The organism is Flavobacterium bomense, assembly GCF_003970355.1.
Genome location: NZ_RYDJ01000002.1, coordinates 110,673 through 128,972, shown reverse-complemented (window position 1 = coordinate 128,972; position 18,300 = coordinate 110,673). Strand labels below are relative to the sequence as shown.

Genomic DNA, 18,300 nt, shown 5'->3' with positions numbered 1-18,300 from the left:
CCGCTTTTGTACAAAAAATCAAAATTCCAGGAATTTACCTGCTTCTCTTCACATTATCGTTATTGGCAATTCCTGCTTTATCCGTTAAATAAAATTCTCAAAATATGTTTGTCAATTAATTAAAAAACCAGCCTATTATATAAATTTTATATGGTATTTATGAAAAGTGAACTTGAAGCCATTACTTTATGTTTTCTTCCTACTCCCGGCGAAAGTGTTATAAAAAGGAAAGACAATAAAAATAAATTCCCTACCGGAATGCTCTTTAAACAAAAAGGCTATACTGTAAAATTCATGTATGGCGGCGATTCCTTTTTTGACAATATGGGCGATTTCTTTTCAGGAAATGGATATGAAATTGTAGACAGAAAAACATTTGAACCCAACGAAATCACTTTTGCTAATATTTGGGACGTTTGCGATGAAGATATGTACAACAAAGCAATCACGGAAATAAACAAAGAAGCAGCGGCAAATAAGCCGTTTTTTAATCACATTATGACCGTGAGCAATCACAGACCATTCACGTATCCAAATGGAAAAATTGATATTCCCGGAGATGCAAAATCTCTTGATGGCGGGGTAAAATGTATTGACTATTATTTCTCTCAAACAAACCGTCAAACAATTTCAATTGACTTTAAAACCCAATCAAAAAGCAGCTACTGATTTTTAAATATTTTATGATCAAATACCGCTCACAAAAGAAAGAACGGATTTAGTAAATGAAATGATTTCGTATCATCAAACAGCCTCAGATATGTTAAAGAAAAAGAAATATCAAAAATTTATTAGTATAAAAAAACGGGTCAAAATTGAAGTTTCACCCGTTTTTTAATTGGAAATATATCGTTATTCTTTTTCGTTTGTTAAACCAAAAAGTGTCCCTTTTTCAAAAGTTTTCAAATCCTTTTTTAAAGTTTTGCTATTGCGCTTTGTAAGTTCGGCAGTATCAAGAGTACTTAAATCTGGTTTTCCAGCATTAACCCAAGCCGTGTACCAAAAACTTGCTGTTGCGGTAATGGCTTTTTTCATTTGTTGTTCAACCATTCCGTTCAACTCCGTGTGCAATTTAGCAGCATACTCATCCGAATATAACATTCCTCCGTACTTGTTTTTGACAACATTTCCATCGGTATCCGTTACGTACATTTTGTTTTCAGCAGTTGCAGTTCTTAATTTTTTATCGGCCGCCAACAAAGGTTCCACTAAACTGTGCGTGTCAAAAACGATATCCCAAGTAGCTTTCTCCACATTGTCTAAATATATTCCTTCAGGTACATTTAATTTATACCCTTTGGCAAACAATTCCGGCAAACGGCTTTCCCATAAGGAATGAATTCCTTTTTGATTCGTGTTTTGTCCATCGTGATTGTCTGATGTATGCAACGGCATGTGTGCATCGGCAATATAATGGCCTAAATCCCCCGCAATAAATAAAATTTCATTTTTTCTTTTGTCCTTGAACGCTTTAGTCAATTTGACCATCATATCCTGAATATACCAAGGTAAAATTCCGTTTTTAGTCAAAAATTTCTCATCGTATTTCAGCTTCGCTTCTTCCATAGTTTTAGGAAACGTTTCCATAGCTCCAAAATTCTCCATGTCAAAATAATGACGGGGCGGCTCTGCTTTATCATTCAAAATATTTCTTCTCAAATCCGGAACAGTAGATTCTTGGGTAATGAAATCGATATGATTGTAAAAAAAGGTCTGCAATGGTTTTGGAAGTGCCATTACCGCCGCTCTATTGATTCGTTCATGACCAATAACGCCCCACGACAAAAGAAAAAGTGCAACTCCAAGAGCAGATAAAGTGATAAGTGTAGGTCTAATTTTAAAATTTTTCATTAAATTTATTTTTTTGAAGTACAAATGTATTTCTTTAAATCGTTATTAGAAAAAATTGAGTTTAAGATTCTGTTAATTAAAACAAGAAAACTACAACTATGTTTCGACATCAAGGAAAAAACAGAACTTTTATTCATAACCTACGTTTAGCCACTTTACTATCTTTTGTTGCCGGAATTGTAAATGTTACTGGAGTTTTATCCGTACACACGTTGACCACAAATGTTACGGGACATTTTGCCTATTTTGCCGAAGAAATAATGAAACAGAATTATATAGCTGCTATTACCTTTTTTGTATTTACTATTTTCTTCTTGTTGGGCGCTTTTACCTCTAATTTTTTAGCAGAATTAATTTCTAAAAAACATCCTGATTTATCTCATGTCATTCCTATTTCACTGGAAATGATTGTTTTGATTGGCATTGGTATTTTTGGACTAGCGTCTGAATTATCCAGCATTGAAGGAAAATGGATTGCTTTTTCGATGCTTTTTGCCATGGGAATACAAAACTCTTTGGTTACAAAAATCTCTCAGTCTACGGTTAGAACAACCCATTTAACGGGGCTTTTTACTGATTTGGGAATCGAACTGTCACAATTGTTTTTTTATAAAAAACCCGAAGAAAATAAAAAACTTAAAACAAGTATTTATCTCCGATTATCGATTATTATCTTCTTTTTCATGGGCTGTATTCTAGGTGGTTTTTTGTATAATTTACTAGAAATGAAAACACTTTTTGTTGCCGCAACCTTTTTATTGTTTGCGCTTTTGTATGATTATATCAGATTACAATTTCATGTGATCAAACGAAAAACCTTCCGTCATAAAACTATTTTAAATAAATAATTAAAATTAAAGTCGAAACTGCAATGAATGTCCAAAGCAAAACTCCCTGCACAAGCGGTTTTAATCCCACTGATTTCACTACATTCCTATTTAATCCGGCACCAATTAAAAACAAAGTTACCGTCAGGCCTATTTTGGCAACTGAAACTAAATGTGGTCCTGCACTCTTCATTTCTGGCAGATAGGTATTGGCAATCATTGCCAAAATAAACAATCCTATAAAATAAGGAATTTTTATTTTTCCAGATTTATTTTTGAAAATAAATGCGGTAATCAATGCTACAGGAATAATCCACAACGCACGGGCTAATTTTACTGTTGTGGCTATTTGCATGGCTTCAGGACCAAATTTACTCGCTGCTCCTACTACAGAACTCGTATCATGAATAGCAATAGCGCACCATAATCCAAACTCTTTTTGCGATAAATCCAGCCAATGACCTACTGCAGGAAATAAAAACAGCGCTACCGAATTCAGAATAAATATCACTCCCAAAGCAACTGAGGTTTGTTTTTCATTCGATTGGATTACGGGAGCAATAGCAGCGATTGCACTTCCTCCGCAAATTGCAGTGCCACAAGAAATTAAATGTGATGTTTTTGTATCCGTTTTAAACCATTTTCCTAAAAAAGTTCCTAAAATTAAAGTGCTCACAATAGAAGCAATTGTAAAATAAAAACCCTCTTTTCCTGCAGATACCGCACTGTGAACATTCATTCCAAATGCTAAACCAACTACCGAAAACTGCAACAGATAATTAGTGGCTTTATGATTCAATTCTAAAAAAGGATGTCCAAAAAGGTTGGCAACAATCAATCCTAGTACCAAAGCAATTGGTGGAGAAATAAAAATTGTGGTGCAAAACAAAAGCAATGCAACGAAAATGAGTTGCTGCAATGTGGCATTTACTTTAAAAAAAATAAAAGATTCCTTCTGAATTGCTTTTTGATTCGTTTCCAATGTAAAGTTGTTGAATTAGTACAGTACAAAGGTGGAACGATAAAACTATTTATGCCAATCGCAAATTATAATCTGCTATAACTTTAAATTATAATGATTGGAAATATTCTGAATAAACAAATCGGATAATGAATCTGTTTTTCCTTGAAGCGTAATAATATAAAAGTATCGTTCTATAATCAGGTCTTCAATATCTAATATAGCCAATTCATTGTTTTGAAGTTCTTTTTTTATGGCATGAATCGATATAAATGCCACACAATCCGAGTGCATTAAATAGGATTTTATACTTTCTGTACTTCCCAATTGCATTTCAATTTGTAGTTCGGATACTTTAATTTTAAATGGTTTCAACGCATGTTCAATAACTTCAAGTGTTCCTGAACCTTGTTCTCGCATTAAAAAACGCATCTTTTTAAGATCATCCTGAGTCACTTCATCACGACTTACTAACGGATTGGAACTCTTACAGACCAAAACCAATTCGTCTTTCAAAAACTCGGTATATTTAATAGATTTATTTTTGGATTGCCCTTCAACAATTCCTATTTCAATTTCTTTTCTTAATAAAGCGTTTTCTATTTGTTCCGTGTTTCCGTTGAGTAAACTTACTTTTACATCTTGCAATTTTTGATGGAAACGAGCTAAAAGGGGCGGAATTATATACTGAGAAATTGTAGTACTGGCTCCTAATTGCAACAATCCGGAACGTTGATTAATCAGTGTACTCATGTCAAAATTAATTTCGCGGTATACTTCAAAAATGTTTTTGGTGTGTTTCAATAATACCTCACCAGCAATTGTCAATGCTATTTTAGAACCATTTCTGTCAAACAGTTTGATTTTATAGTCCTCTTCTAATTCCTGAATGTGTTTGGAAATAGCAGGTTGTGTAATAAACAATTCGGTTGCCGCTTTTGTAAAACTCAAACGATTGGCAACGGTATAAAATACTTTCAGTCTAAAATCCATGTTGTTTAATTGTATTTTATTAAAGTAATCCGTTGTGTTTTCGAACAAACCATTCGGTTGTCAGTAAAATTGAAATTAAAACCAATAACCACATCCAATTTATCAAAGGAGTTTTGGTAACACTACTCTTTTGTATCGTCTTGTATTCCTCATTTTCTAAAAGCGTTTTAATCAATACGTCTACTTGATCTGAAAAATACGCTTTTCCTTGTGTTTGCCCAGCTAATTGCGTCAATTTCTCCACATCGGGATTAACAAATTGTTTTTCAATATCAAAATCAAGAATTTCAAAACTACTGGAATACGTCGTTTTAGAATTTAATTCTTTTACCGTAAAAGTATGAGAACCGGCTTTCAATCCGTCAAGATTGACTTTATAGGAATTATTCCCTTTTAATAAATCGTAATTTTTCGTTTGCTTGGTTTCGGTATTTTTTACCGTTATAGTCAAACGGGCTTTTTCATCAAACTCATAATTTTTATTGAAATACTGTGCCGTTATTTCAATGGCTTCACCGGAATTATAAAAACTTTCATGTTCAACAACCAATGATTTTTTAGAATTATTAGAAGCCAGAAATTGAATAATCTTATCCATGAAAACGTCATATTTTTCAAAAGATTGATTATTTACATGTGTTTGCAAGCGCCATTTCCAACTATTTTCACCCAAAAGATAAGTGGCTCGCCTGCCTTGATTTTCTGCAAAAACCAGTAAAGGCGCATTCGTATCTATTGTTCTGATTTTAGATGAAAGCAAAACTGACACAACTCCTTTTGTAGTTACGGTTCCAAAAGCGTTTTGCAAAGGCGGTAAATCTTCAAACCCAATATTGTCCGCAGCAAACAAATTAAACTGTTTATTAAAAACCGACAAATACTCTTCTTTTTGTCCACTCATTTTAAAGCTCAAATTATCCTGTTGCTGATTCAAAAAATTGAAATCGGTGTTGTTTCCAGTAATAATAAATGTATTAATTCCGGCAACTTTATTACTTTCAAAAATAGTTTTAAATTCAGTCGTTGGTTGGTATAAAATCAAAACATTATAATCTTGTAATGTTTTGATTTCATTTGGTTTAACAATTATTACTTTACGCTGTACATTCGATTCAATAGCTCTTTTCATAGCCCCTAAATCGGGATGATTTATAGCTGAAATTATGGCAATATTTGTTTTTTGATCAATAACTTCAACTGCAAAATTCTTGGTGTTGTTATATGTGTTTTTTTCTTTTTCTTTTGATGAAATCGTAACTTTAAAAACCTGTAATCCTATTTTATCAGCCGGCAAAAGTACGGGTACAGTTGCTGTCTTCTTGGATGGTGATAAGGTAATTGATTGTGTACTGAATACCGAATTCCCTTGTGAAATAACAAAATCAGCTGTTACACTTTTGGTTCCTGAATACTGCAAAAAAACTTCTACAGGAAATTTATTCTTATGAAAAGCATATTTATTAACGTTCAGTTGATTGATTTTTAAGTCAAATAATTTTGTTGTGTCGCCTAATATTACCGGATAAACTTTATTTAAGGGGTCAAAACTATAGACGTAATCATTCCCTGAAGTTTGGTTTCCATCTGTGATTAAAACTGTTGGATATACTGTGTTTTTATAAATGCTTTTTAGATTTTTGGCAACAACATCGATATTGGTTTGAGTTCCCTTAAAATCAAAAATTTCCGTAGGTTCAAAATCATCTGAAAACTGATACGTTTGCACATCGAATTTATCTTTCAAATCTGAGTTTAATTGTATTCTTTTATACAATTCTAATGCTTTTTCATTGGCATTCAAAAAAGAAATAGAACTGGAATTATCAACAACAATCGGTAAGGGTGTTTTTACCGTTTCGAAGGTATTTTTGGTTAGTATTGGATTAATCAACAACATTAAAATTCCAAAAATGGATAAAAAACGCAAAAAAGCCAAAAACCAACCGACTTTCGATTTGTTTTTGGCTTTGTAAATATATTGAAAAAATGACAAACCACCAGCTATTAGTAACGAAAGTAGTAATAATAGTAGCGTGTTTGTTGTCATTTATTCTTTATTAAAAGATTGAAGAATTTAATGATTAAAAATTAATTACGTAGTTCAAAAATCTTTAAATCTTTGAATTTTACAATCTTTTAATTAAATTTTAGGTAAGCATTCCTCCGCAAACATTCATAACCTGTCCCGTTACATACGCACTCATATCCGAAGCAAAGAAAAGACACGCATTAGCAACATCTTCAGTAGTTCCGCCACGTTTCAAAGGAATTCCATCTCTCCATCCTTTTACAACATCTTCATTTAACTTAGCGGTCATTTCCGTTTCTATAAATCCCGGAGCAATTACATTACAACGAATGTTACGAGATCCTAATTCCAATGCTACAGATTTAGAAAAACCAATAACTCCCGCTTTAGAAGCCGCATAATTCGTTTGTCCTGCATTTCCTTTCACTCCTACTACTGAACTCATATTGATAATTGAACCTGAACGTTGTTTCAAGAAAGTACGTTGAATGGCTTTAGTCATATTAAAAACCGATTTCAAGTTAACATCAATAACTTGATCAAAATCGCCTTCAGACATTCGCATCAATAAGTTGTCTTTAGTAATTCCGGCATTGTTTATCAGAATATCGACTGTTCCGAATTCAGCTAAAACCGCATCTACAAGAGTTTGTGCTTCATTAAAATCAGCTGCATTCGATTGATATCCTTTGGCTTTAATCCCTAAAGCGTTCAATTCATTTTCAAGAGCCAAAGCTGATTCAACAGATGAACTGTACGTAAAAGCAACATTTGCCCCATTTTTAGCAAAAACTTCTGCAATTCCTTTACCAATTCCACGGCTTGCGCCAGTAATTATAACAACCTTTCCTTCTAGTAATTTCATGTTCTAAAATTAATTTAATATTTATTTGAAGCTATTCCTGCTATCCGTTTCAATCTTTTTCTCTTGTTCTCCTCCTCGCTTTTCAAGCGAAATCGAACTGACAAGAAAAAGGATTTCCACTTCTATCAGGGCTAATTTACACTTGTCAAATATAGCAATAATTGTGGGTTGAAAAAAAAATACATCTTCAATTAAACCTTTTATAAAAAAAATTGTCCTAAAACTAAGTAAAACTGTTTGACATGATTAAAGCTTCAAAATGTTTAGATGTAATCATAATAAAATTACTAGATTTGAAATTGACTCTAATTATAAAAAAAAGTAAAAAAACAATCTAAAATACAAGAAACCCAAATAGAATCAACGACTTCATTTTTTAACTTAACCAATTGATATGAACAAGATCTCTTCCTTATTATTTTTTGTAGGATTACTCGTTTTTACAGCTTGTAGCAAAAATGAAAGCAATGAAACAACTGTGATTGCCGATTCCTATCCCAATGTGACTGCTACTTTTCCTGGTAAAATTGATTTAAATAATTTGAGTAATTATGCTAACCAAATTATCCCTTCTTACATAACTAAAGATAACACTGCAGGAAATCCAGTAACTGACAAAGGAGCTACATTAGGTCGGGTTCTATTTTATGATAAAAACTTATCCTCAAATAACACAATTTCCTGTTCTTCCTGCCACATTCAAGCAAATGCTTTTGGAGATGTGGCTATTGCCAGCGACGGAATAAACGGAAAGACCACCAGACATTCTATGAGATTGGTGAATTCTAGATTTTCAAGAGAAAACAAGTTTTTTTGGGACGAACGGGCAGCCACATTAGAGTTACAAACGACACAACCTATTCAAAATCACATTGAAATGGGTTTTAGCGGAACCTTAGGTGATGCAAACTTGACAGTACTAATTTCAAAATTGCAAAACATTGGGTATTACAAAGAATTGTTTAAATATACGTATGGCTCTGAAATCATTACTGAAAGCAAGATTCAGCTGGCTTTGGCGCAATTTATTAGAAGTATCCAATCCTTTGATTCTAAATATGATGCTGGAAGGGTATTAGTTGCAAACGACGGCCAACCCTTCACCAACTTTACGACACAAGAAAATCAAGGTAAAAATTTGTTCCTGGCGCCTCCGGTTTTTGACGCAACCGGAAACAGAACTTCTGGAGGAGTAGGATGTGCAGTTTGCCATGCCGCACCTGAATTTGACATTGATCCCAATACAAAAAACAATGGTATTATAGGTATTTTAAACGCCACGGGAATTGACATCACAAACACAAGAGCACCTTCATTGAGAGATCTGGTAAAACCAAACGGAAGTTCTAATGGTTTATTTATGCATACGGGAAATTTAACAACACTACAAAATGTTATTGGGCATTATGGAAGTATCAATTTAGCTCCCGGAAATACAAATTTGGATCCAAGATTAGCGCCAAATGGTTTTGGGCAAAAATTAAATCTTACTGCTCCCGAAGTTAATGCTCTTGTCGCTTTTATTCAAACATTATCAGGAACTAATGTATATGTAGATACAAAATGGTCGACACCATTTAAATAAAAAAAGCCCCAAATAGGAGCTTTTAAATTATTTAAAAAAACGGATTGTATTAAAAAGCTACATTCCATTTTGGTAATCTTCCATTTTCGTCTAGAAAGTTTTGTAAAACTTGTCCTTCTACGAATGTTGGAATCACTTTAGTTTTATCGTTGAATGTCTCATACCAAACCACTTCTAGCGTGCTGATCTCTTCAATTTTCATTTGCGCTGGCCAAGAATATTTTCTTCCTGTTTTAGCAAATTGGTGTCCTTCAACAATTTTTTCTTTTAGACCACCGTTTTTAATTTTCAAAGTTCCGTTATTTTGGACAGTTCCGGTAGAACCCACCATAATCAACTCTTTCTCTTCTGCTACGGCATATACTAAAAATATTCCAGATCCTTCTGAAGCATTACAAACTTCGGCTAAACTATCTTCTGTAGTGAATGAAAACTGATTGGTAACTTTGAATTTTTTTAACTCTTTATACATTTTTTTTATTTTAATTTGAATTGGCTTTAGCAAAAAAATACCCCACAAAATCGTGAAGTCCATTAGAAACCATTCGTTTATGTTTACTTTTATTAGGATTACATCTGAAAAACAGATTTATTTAATAAAGTGCAAAGATATTTCTTTAATTGAATTTATAATAAAAAAGCCCCACAAAATGTGAGGCTTTTAAAATATTTAATTAGAGTTTAGATTAACCTAAAACTTCTTTTACTTTTTTACCAATTTCCGCTGGAGAATCTACTACGTGAATACCACATTCTCGCATGATTTGCTTTTTTGCTTCAGCAGTATCGTCAGATCCACCTACGATTGCACCTGCATGTCCCATTGTGCGTCCTACTGGAGCGGTAACTCCTGCAATGAATCCTACAACTGGTTTACGGTTACCATCAGCTTTGATCCAGTGAGCTGCATCCGCTTCTAATTGCCCGCCAATTTCACCTATCATTACAATACATTCTGTTTCTGGATCGTTCATTAATAATTCAACAGCTTCTTTTGTTGTAGTTCCAATGATTGGGTCTCCACCAATACCAATAGCGGTAGTGATTCCTAATCCTTGTTTAACTACTTGATCCGCTGCCTCATAGGTTAATGTTCCCGATTTAGAAACAATACCAACAGTTCCTTTTTTGAAAACGAAACCTGGCATAATACCAACTTTAGCTTCACCCGGAGTAATTATTCCTGGGCAGTTAGGTCCTATTAGACGAGCATTTCTTTCTTTTACGTAACTATTTGCTTTTATCATGTCAGCCACAGGTATTCCTTCAGTAATTGCAATAATTACTTTTATACCTGCATCTGCAGCTTCCATTATTGCATCAGCAGCAAAAGCCGGTGGAACAAAAATGATAGTTGTATCAGCTCCTGCTTGTTCTACAGCATCTTTTACAGTATTGAAAACGGGTCTGTCTAAGTGAGTTGTTCCTCCTTTTCCTGGAGTTACGCCACCAACAACGTTAGTACCGTACTCAATCATTTGAGAAGCATGGAAAGTTCCTTCACTTCCTGTAAAACCTTGAACAATTATTTTGGAATCTTTATTAACTAAAACACTCATGATATATTTTTTATGTAGTTTTTAAAATTGTTATGCAAAAGTATAAAATAGTAAGCAGTAATCAGTGTTCAGTGTTCAGTTTTTTGACACTAAATTAGGATAATTGACTCATTTGATACCCTCTGTATAATTTATTGTCTTTTATTTCCCAAATAGCTATAAAATGTGCTAATAACATCTCTTCTCTAGGATTTTCAATTGTTTTGACAAAATGAGAATAGCGCACGGAAATTAAATTATTTTCACCAATAATATGGCTTATTCGAACTTTAGAACGAACATACGCTTTGCTTAAATCATTAGATAAATTTAATAAAGAATTATAATCCAACTGAATGAATCCTTTGCTGCTATTCCATTCTACTATTACTTCCGGGTGCAAATAATCTTTGATGACTTCGCTGTCGATTAAAGCATCTGATTTATAAAATTGTTGAACGATTTCTTTTGCAGACATATTATTTTAGTTTAGTAAGAATTTCTGGTATCTTTTTAATATTGGCCAGTTGCTTCAATTTTTCTCTTGATTCCTCAATTGGCGTTCCAAAATAGGATTTACCTCCTTCTACTGATTTTGTAACTCCGGTTTGTCCTAGAATAACAGCCTTTGCTCCTATTGTGATTCCGCTGGTAGTTCCTACTTGTCCCCATATTGTAACTTCATCTTCTATAATAACGCATCCGGCAATTCCGGTTTGTGAAGCAATTAAACATTTTTTCCCAATCACGGTGTCATGACCTACATGCACCTGATTGTCAATTTTTGTGCCTTCACCAATAATAGTATCGCCAGTAACACCTTTGTCAATTGTACAAAGCGCTCCAATTCCCACATTGTCTTTGATAACCACTCTTCCACCGGAAAGTAATTGATCGTATCCTTCGGGACGTTTTTTATAATAAAAAGCATCGGCACCCAAAATTGTTCCTGCGTGAATGATTACATTATCACCAATTACGGTATAATCATAAATAGAAACATTAGAATGTATCACACAATTTTCTCCAATGACAACATGATTTCCAATAAATGTATTGGGCTGTATTACAGTTCCTTCACCTATTGAAGCTGAAGCAGCTATTGAAACATTTGAATACTGAAAAGGTTTAAAGTGTTTTGTTAATGTGTTGAAATCCCTAAACGGATCATTAGAAATAAGTAATGCTTTTCCATCAGGACAAGCTACATTTTTATTGATTAAAACTATAGTTGCCGCTGAGTTTAACGCTTTATCATAATACTTAGGATGATCTACAAAAACAATATCACCAGATTCGACAACATGAATTTCATTCATTCCCAAAATAGGAAAATTAGCATCACCAACATATTCACAGTCGATGATAGTTGCAATTTCTTCTAAAGTATATACTTTTTGGAATTTCATTTTTTCATTTCTTTAGTCTCAGTTTTCAGTACCAGTTTTAATTCTTTACAACTCGAATTATCTACTGATACTGAAAACCTATAAAAACTACTCCTTTACACGTTCCATATAAGAACCTGATGCAGTATCTATTTTAATTTTATCTCCTTCATTGATAAACAAAGGTACATTTACAGTGGCTCCTGTTTCAACAGTTGCTGATTTTGTTGCATTTGTAGCAGTATTTCCTTTGATACCTGGTTCCGCATAAGTCACTTCAAGAATTACAGATGCCGGCATATCTACAGAAAGAGGTAAATCAGTCTCTGTATTGATACTTACCATTACATTTTCGCCTTCTTTTAATAATCCTGGGGAATCCAAAATATTTTTATTCAAGGAAATTTGCTCAAAGGTTTCTGTATTCATAAAATGGAATTCATCACCTTCCGGATACAAATATTGAAATTTATGATTTTCAACTCGAACTTCCTCAATTTTATGACCCGCAGAAAAAGTGTTATCCAATACTTTTCCGTTTGTTAAACTTCTTAATTTAGTTCTAACGAAAGCTGGTCCTTTTCCTGGTTTTACATGAAGAAATTCAATTATTTTGTAGATATCGTTGTTGTATTTAATACACAATCCGTTTTTAATGTCTGATGTAGATGCCATTTTTATTTTTATTTGTTGATTTGTTGATTCTTAATAATTTCCTGAATAGCCTTTCATTACACCTCTTGAGGAGTTTCGAATAAAATCAATGATTTCATCTCTTTCTGGCGTGGCCTCCATTTCAGCTTCAATAATACCCAAAGCTTGCGTGGTATTATAATTTTTTTGGTACAGAATTCTGTAAATATCTTGAATTTCTCTGATTTTTTCTGTTGTAAAACCACGTCTTCTTAATCCCACAGAATTAATACCTACATACGACAAAGGTTCTTTTGCGGCTTTGGTAAACGGGGGAACATCTTTTCTTACTAAGGATCCACCAGAAATCATGGCATGATCTCCAATATGGATAAATTGATGAATGGCAGCCAATCCTCCAATAACGGCATATTTACCAACGGTTACATGACCAGCCAGAGCGACTCCGTTTACAATAATAGCATTATCACCTATGTGACAATCGTGGGCAATATGCGCCGTTGCCATTACCAAACAATTATTACCTAAGGTAGTCTGTCCGGAGGCTATTGTTCCCCTATTGATGGTCACACATTCTCTTATGGTACAATTATCTCCAATAATTGCTAAAGAATCTTCTCCGCCAAATTTTAAATCCTGTGGAACTGCTGAAATTACTGCACCAGGGAATATATTACAATTTTTTCCTATTCTTGCGCCTTCCATTATGGTAACGTTAGATCCTATCCAAGTGCCATCCCCAATAACTACATTATTATGGATGGTTGTAAACGGTTCAATGACAACATTCTTGGCGATTTTAGCGCCGGGATGAACATATGCTAGTGGTTGATTCATATTCTTTGTTTAATCGTTTAACTGTTTAATCGATTAACCGAATACACGATTAACCAAATCAACAAAAAAATTACTGTTTCTTAGCAATTTGGGCCATCAATTCTGCTTCAGCAACCAGTTTTCCATTTGCATACGCATTTGCTTGCATATGACAAATACCTCGTCGGATTGGCGTAATTAAATCGCATTTAAAAATCAAAGTATCGCCTGGTAATACTTTGTGTTTAAATTTAACATTATCTATTTTCATAAAATAAGTCAAATAGTTCTCCGGATCCGGAACCGTGCTTAAAACAAGAATCCCTCCTGTTTGCGCCATGGCCTCCACAATTAAAACACCTGGCATAACCGGAGCTTCAGGAAAATGACCTACAAAAAAGTTTTCGTTCATGGTTACATTTTTCATTCCCACCACATGAGTTTCTGACATTTCGATAATTCTGTCAATCAATAAAAATGGGGGTCTATGAGGCAGAACTGCCATGATTTTATGAATGTCCATCAGTGGTTCCTGATGTAAATCAAAAACAGGAACATAATTTCGTTGTTCAATTTTTATGATTTTAGCCATTTTCTTCGCAAATTGTGTATTGACAAAATGTCCTGGTTTGTTAGCTATTACCTTACCTTGTATTTTAGTTCCAATTAAAGCTAAATCACCTATTACATCAAGTAGTTTGTGTCTTGCCGCTTCATTCGGATAATGTAAAGTCAGATTGTCTAAAATACCATTTGGTTTAACCGTTATTTGCTCTTTTCCAAAAGCGAGTTTTAAACTTTCCATTGTAGTGGCTGATATTTCTTTATCAACATACACAATAGCATTATTTAAATCACCTCCTTTTATTAAACCGTTCTCTAAAAGAGATTCTAATTCATGCAAGAAACTGAAGGTTCTTGACTCAGATATCTCCGTTTTGAAATCAGAAATATTTTTCATAGTCGCATTTTGAGTCCCTAAAATTTTAGTTCCAAAATCAACCATTGCCGTAACACAGTAATAATCACTTGGCATCACTAAAATTTCGCTGCCTGTGGCTTCATCAGTAAATGAAATAACTTCTTTTACTATATATACATTCCTTTTTGCACTTTGTTCTTCGATACCCGCTTTTTCAAGAGCTTCAACAAAGAATTTAGAGGAGCCATCCATTATTGGTAGTTCAGAAGCATTCAATTCTATGATGACATTATCTAAGTCACAACCCGTCAATGCCGCTAAAACATGTTCTGGTGTTTGAATTTTTACCCCTAACTTTTCTAAATTGGTTCCTCTTTGTGTATTTACTACATAATTTGCATCAGCTTCCACAATAGGTTGTCCCTCTAGATCTACTCGAACAAAAGTAAAACCATTATTGACTGGAGCAGGTTTAAAAGTCATTTTTACTTCTTTACCTGTGTGTAATCCAACTCCAGTTAGAGAGATTTCTGTTTTGATGGTCTTCTGTTTAACCATTTTTTCCATTTTTTTGGTTTAAAATTTGTTTTTTTAATTCTTCGATTTCTGCAACAATTTTGGGTAAATTCTTGAAATGAACGTACGATTTACTAAAATCATTGTACCCAAATGCGGGACTTCCTTGTAAGATTTCATTATCTTTAATATTCCCTCCTACACCACATTGCGCTTGAATTCGTACATTATTGCCAATGGTTAGGTGTCCAGAAATTCCAACTTGGCCACCAATCATTCCGTTTTTGCCAATTTTAGTTGAACCCGCAACACCGGTTTGCGCCGCTATTACCGTATTCTCCCCAATTTCAACATTGTGCGCAATTTGAATTTGATTGTCCAGCTTCACGCCTTTTCGTATAATAGTTGAACCCATTGTGGCTCTATCTATTGTAGTACAAGACCCAATATCAACATTGTCTTCAATAATAACATTTCCTATTTGTGGGATTTTAGTGTAAGTTCCGTCTGGATTAGGTGCAAAACCAAAACCATCTGAACCTATTATAGCTCCGGAATGTATCGTACAGTTATTCCCTATTATGGTCTCTGAATAAATTTTTGCACCAGCAAATAGAATAACATTATCCCCTACTACTACATTATCACCCAGAAAACAATTGGGATAAATTTTTACGTTTTCTCCTAAAACGACATTTTGACCTACATAACTAAAACTCCCTAAATATAAACTTTCTCCATATTTAACGCTGTCCGAAAGGAAAGAGGGTTGTTCTATCCCACTTTTATTTAATTTTACCTGATTGTAAAATTCTAATAATTTAGAAAATGCGGAATACGCATCAATCACTTTAATCAAAGTTGTAGTAATTGGTGCCTCTGCTATAAAAGTATCATTAACAATTGTTACAGATGCTTTAGTAGAATAAATATAATTCTGATACTTGGGGTTTGACAAAAAAGTTAGTGATCCTTCAGTGCCTTCTTCGATTTTTGATAATCTAGAAACTTCTGCCATGGGATTTCCTACAACTTTACCTTCTAAAATCCCTGCTATTTGTTCTGCTGTAAATTTCATCCCGACAAAAATATAAAAAATAGGTTTTAAATACTGAATTTATAACAGTTGTTTTGGAAAACATATGTAATATTTAGTAACGGATTTAGATAATGATTTCAAATTCAATTGATCAGAGGCATCCACAACGTCTTCAATTGTTTTGTCTTTATTCAAAATCCGTATGGGTTCTGCCTGTTTGCTGTAAGCCTGATTTTTTATTTTTCCTCTAAAAATAAAATAGTTTGTTTCTTGTAAAGAAATATGATGCTCTGCTGCAAAACGTTCTTTCAACGGCTGTAATTCTTCCAAAGTGACTTTTTCACTCGTTAATTTTATCTTTAATAAATCACGGTTTACAATCATTTTACTTAAGGAGGATAGCGTAAAGTCATCCTGTTGCTGCCATGATTTCAAAGCACTAATGATATCAAAATCATCTAATTGTGCAAATAAATCTAACCTCCCGGCATCAAATGTGTCCATCGTAACTTTATTTTCCATAAAAAAGAACAACGGCTTGCTGCAAGGCAACTGTACTCCTTTTAATGTCAATTCTTTAGCTCTTTTTAGGACTTTCGTCAAAATTAACTCGGCCACTAAACTGGTTTTGTGTAAATAAACCTGCCAGTACATTAATCGTCTGGACATCAAGAATTTTTCAACAGAATAAATTCCTTTTTCTTCAATAACCAAAACATCATCCGCAACATTCATCATTTGGATCAATCGTTCTGAATTGACATTGCCTTCTGAAACACCCGAATAAAAACTATCGCGTTTCAAATAATCCATACGATCCATATCCAATTGGCTCGAAATAAGTTGCAGCATAAATTTCCGGTCATATTCCCCCTTGAAAACCTGAATGGCTAGACTCAACTGGCCCTTGAATTCCACATTTAACTGATTCATGAACAATAAGGAAATTTCCTCATGATGTACATCCTCAACGATACTTCTTTCCATAGCATGCGAAAAAGGGCCATGTCCTACATCGTGTAACAAAATGGCAATATAGAGTGCATTTTCTTCTTCTGGAGATATTGAAACTCCCTTAAAACGCAATACATCAACCGCTTTTTGCATTAAATGCATACAACCTAAAGCATGATGAAAACGGGTATGATTGGCACCAGGATATACTAAATACGACAAGCCCATCTGGGAAATACGGCGCAAACGCTGAAAATAAGGATGCTGTATTAAATCGTAAATTAAGGCATTGGGTATGGTAATAAACCCATAAATGGGATCATTGAATATTTTTAGCTTATTGATTTGACTCACTATAAGTTTTTTTTAGGTCAACAAATATAAGTAATTTAGATTTCAAAAACAGAACAGTACTAATTGTGTTGTAGCGCTAAAAAAAACGGAGCGTTTTAGCACTCCGTTGGTATTTAATTTTATAGTTTTCTGATCCAAATATTTCGGAATTGATTTTTAGAATCATGATCCTGAAGCGAAATAACATCCTCTCCATGAGCCGAGGGATAATTATGCAAACCGATGTAAAGTGTCAACCCGTTTATTGTAGTATTATTTTGGACTAAAACACCATTTAAAAACACGGTAATTCTTGCCGGAGCATCAATTTTACCATCTGCTTTGAAGCGAGGTGCCGTATATATTACATCATAAGCATTCCATTCTAATGGTGTTTTCACGGCGTTTACTAAAGGTGGATGATCTTTATAAATACTTCCGGCCTGGCCATTACTATAGGTTCTATTATTATAGGAATCTAATATTTGTAATTCATATCTGTTTTGGAAAAATACGCCACTGTTTCCTCTTGCCTGTCCCCCATCTAAAACAACATCCGGCGCGCTCCATTCCAGGTGCAGTTGACAATCCCCAAAAACCATTTTAGTTTGAATGGCTCCGGTACCCGGAACAACTTCCATGTAATCTTGATCAACAATTTTCCATCCTGCCGGTTTATTTATATCTTTCTGGCTCACCCATTGTGCTAAATTTTTACCGTCAAATAAAATAATCGCATCCGAAGGCGCATTTCCAAGGGTTTTAGCCGGGGTAATACCTTTTACTTCTGGTTCCCAAATTTCAGTCATTTCTGGTTTCATTGACATTGGGGAAACCTCTGGCGGAGTGTTCACATAGTTGTGTTGCGCCATAACTGCTGTTGCAGAGAATAAAGAAATCATTAATAAAGAGTTCTTGAAGTTTTTAGATTTCATAGTAAAATTCATTTGGTTTAATAAAATATGGATAAATGTTCACTTTTCAATATTAAGCATTTTTTTTTCACCAACTAACTTTTAATCTAATTAT

At 33.8% G+C, this 18,300-nt stretch carries 17 protein-coding genes and 1 pseudogene; 3 read left to right on the top strand and 15 right to left on the bottom strand.

Annotated elements, in window-relative coordinates:
• Window positions 1-171 precede the first annotated feature (171 nt).
• Window positions 172-600, top strand: a pseudogene (locus tag EKL98_RS17985) (LTA synthase family protein); the annotation flags it as partial.
• Between the two features lie 252 nt (window positions 601-852).
• Here the strand turns inward: EKL98_RS17985 and EKL98_RS03385 are convergent.
• Window positions 853-1,851, bottom strand: a complete 999-nt coding sequence (locus EKL98_RS03385; RefSeq protein ID WP_126459509.1) for a zinc dependent phospholipase C family protein — start codon at window positions 1,849-1,851, stop codon at window positions 853-855.
• Window positions 1,852-1,949: 98 nt separating this feature from the next.
• On the opposite strand from EKL98_RS03385, the gene EKL98_RS03380 reads away from it, so the two are divergent.
• Window positions 1,950-2,699: a YoaK family protein gene (locus EKL98_RS03380; RefSeq protein WP_126553328.1), complete on the top strand. Its 750-nt coding sequence runs from the start codon at window positions 1,950-1,952 to the stop codon at window positions 2,697-2,699.
• Here EKL98_RS03380 and EKL98_RS03375 read toward each other — a convergent pair.
• From EKL98_RS03375 to fabG, 4 genes are all read right to left on the bottom strand, one after another.
• A complete protein-coding gene (locus EKL98_RS03375) occupies window positions 2,683-3,660 on the bottom strand; it encodes a YeiH family protein (RefSeq protein WP_233589348.1) in 978 nt (325 codons plus the stop codon). The genes EKL98_RS03380 and EKL98_RS03375 overlap by 17 nt on opposite strands.
• 75 nt (window positions 3,661-3,735) lie before the next feature.
• Complete coding sequence (locus EKL98_RS03370; RefSeq protein ID WP_126459503.1) at window positions 3,736-4,632, bottom strand: LysR family transcriptional regulator; 897 nt, start codon at window positions 4,630-4,632, stop codon at window positions 3,736-3,738.
• Window positions 4,633-4,651: 19 nt separating this feature from the next.
• Entirely contained in the window at window positions 4,652-6,679 is a 2,028-nt protein-coding gene (locus EKL98_RS03365) for a hypothetical protein (protein WP_126561554.1), read from the bottom strand.
• Between the two features lie 100 nt (window positions 6,680-6,779).
• Complete coding sequence (fabG, locus tag EKL98_RS03360) at window positions 6,780-7,526, bottom strand: 3-oxoacyl-[acyl-carrier-protein] reductase (protein WP_126459494.1); 747 nt, start codon at window positions 7,524-7,526, stop codon at window positions 6,780-6,782.
• Between the two features lie 394 nt (window positions 7,527-7,920).
• Between fabG and EKL98_RS03355 the strand changes: the two genes are divergently transcribed.
• Window positions 7,921-9,111 (top strand): cytochrome-c peroxidase, encoded by a 1,191-nt coding sequence (locus EKL98_RS03355; protein ID WP_126561553.1) that lies wholly within the window; start codon window positions 7,921-7,923, stop codon window positions 9,109-9,111.
• Between the two features lie 49 nt (window positions 9,112-9,160).
• Here the strand turns inward: EKL98_RS03355 and EKL98_RS03350 are convergent, their stop codons facing one another.
• The 10 genes from EKL98_RS03350 to EKL98_RS03305 form a co-directional block, all read right to left on the bottom strand.
• Window positions 9,161-9,583, bottom strand: a complete 423-nt coding sequence (locus tag EKL98_RS03350) for a hypothetical protein (protein ID WP_126459488.1) — start codon at window positions 9,581-9,583, stop codon at window positions 9,161-9,163.
• Window positions 9,584-9,797: 214 nt separating this feature from the next.
• Window positions 9,798-10,670, bottom strand: coding sequence for a succinate--CoA ligase subunit alpha (gene sucD / locus EKL98_RS03345; protein WP_126451553.1), 873 nt, complete (start codon window positions 10,668-10,670; stop codon window positions 9,798-9,800).
• 94 nt (window positions 10,671-10,764) lie between these two features.
• The gene (locus EKL98_RS03340) at window positions 10,765-11,127 is read right to left on the bottom strand and encodes a nuclear transport factor 2 family protein (RefSeq protein ID WP_126451552.1); all 363 of its coding nucleotides are present in this window, start codon (window positions 11,125-11,127) and stop codon (window positions 10,765-10,767) included.
• A 1-nt stretch (window position 11,128) separates the two neighbouring features.
• Entirely contained in the window at window positions 11,129-12,058 is a 930-nt protein-coding gene (locus EKL98_RS03335; RefSeq protein ID WP_126561552.1) for a UDP-3-O-(3-hydroxymyristoyl)glucosamine N-acyltransferase, read from the bottom strand.
• A gap of 87 nt (window positions 12,059-12,145) precedes the next feature.
• A complete protein-coding gene (efp, locus tag EKL98_RS03330; protein WP_126459482.1) occupies window positions 12,146-12,712 on the bottom strand; it encodes an elongation factor P in 567 nt (188 codons plus the stop codon).
• A 30-nt stretch (window positions 12,713-12,742) separates the two neighbouring features.
• Complete coding sequence (gene lpxA / locus EKL98_RS03325) at window positions 12,743-13,528, bottom strand: acyl-ACP--UDP-N-acetylglucosamine O-acyltransferase (RefSeq protein ID WP_126451549.1); 786 nt, start codon at window positions 13,526-13,528, stop codon at window positions 12,743-12,745.
• 70 nt (window positions 13,529-13,598) lie between these two features.
• Window positions 13,599-14,987: a bifunctional UDP-3-O-[3-hydroxymyristoyl] N-acetylglucosamine deacetylase/3-hydroxyacyl-ACP dehydratase gene (locus tag EKL98_RS03320; protein ID WP_126460118.1), complete on the bottom strand. Its 1,389-nt coding sequence runs from the start codon at window positions 14,985-14,987 to the stop codon at window positions 13,599-13,601.
• Complete coding sequence (lpxD, locus tag EKL98_RS03315) at window positions 14,980-16,023, bottom strand: UDP-3-O-(3-hydroxymyristoyl)glucosamine N-acyltransferase (protein ID WP_126561551.1); 1,044 nt, start codon at window positions 16,021-16,023, stop codon at window positions 14,980-14,982. Before lpxD ends, EKL98_RS03320 begins: the two co-directional genes overlap by 8 nt.
• A gap of 39 nt (window positions 16,024-16,062) precedes the next feature.
• On the bottom strand, window positions 16,063-17,292 hold the full coding sequence (locus EKL98_RS03310; RefSeq protein ID WP_126561550.1) for an HD domain-containing protein: 1,230 nt from the start codon (window positions 17,290-17,292) through the stop codon (window positions 16,063-16,065).
• Between the two features lie 119 nt (window positions 17,293-17,411).
• Window positions 17,412-18,206, bottom strand: a complete 795-nt coding sequence (locus tag EKL98_RS03305; RefSeq protein WP_126767341.1) for a 3-keto-disaccharide hydrolase — start codon at window positions 18,204-18,206, stop codon at window positions 17,412-17,414.
• Window positions 18,207-18,300 lie beyond the last annotated feature (94 nt).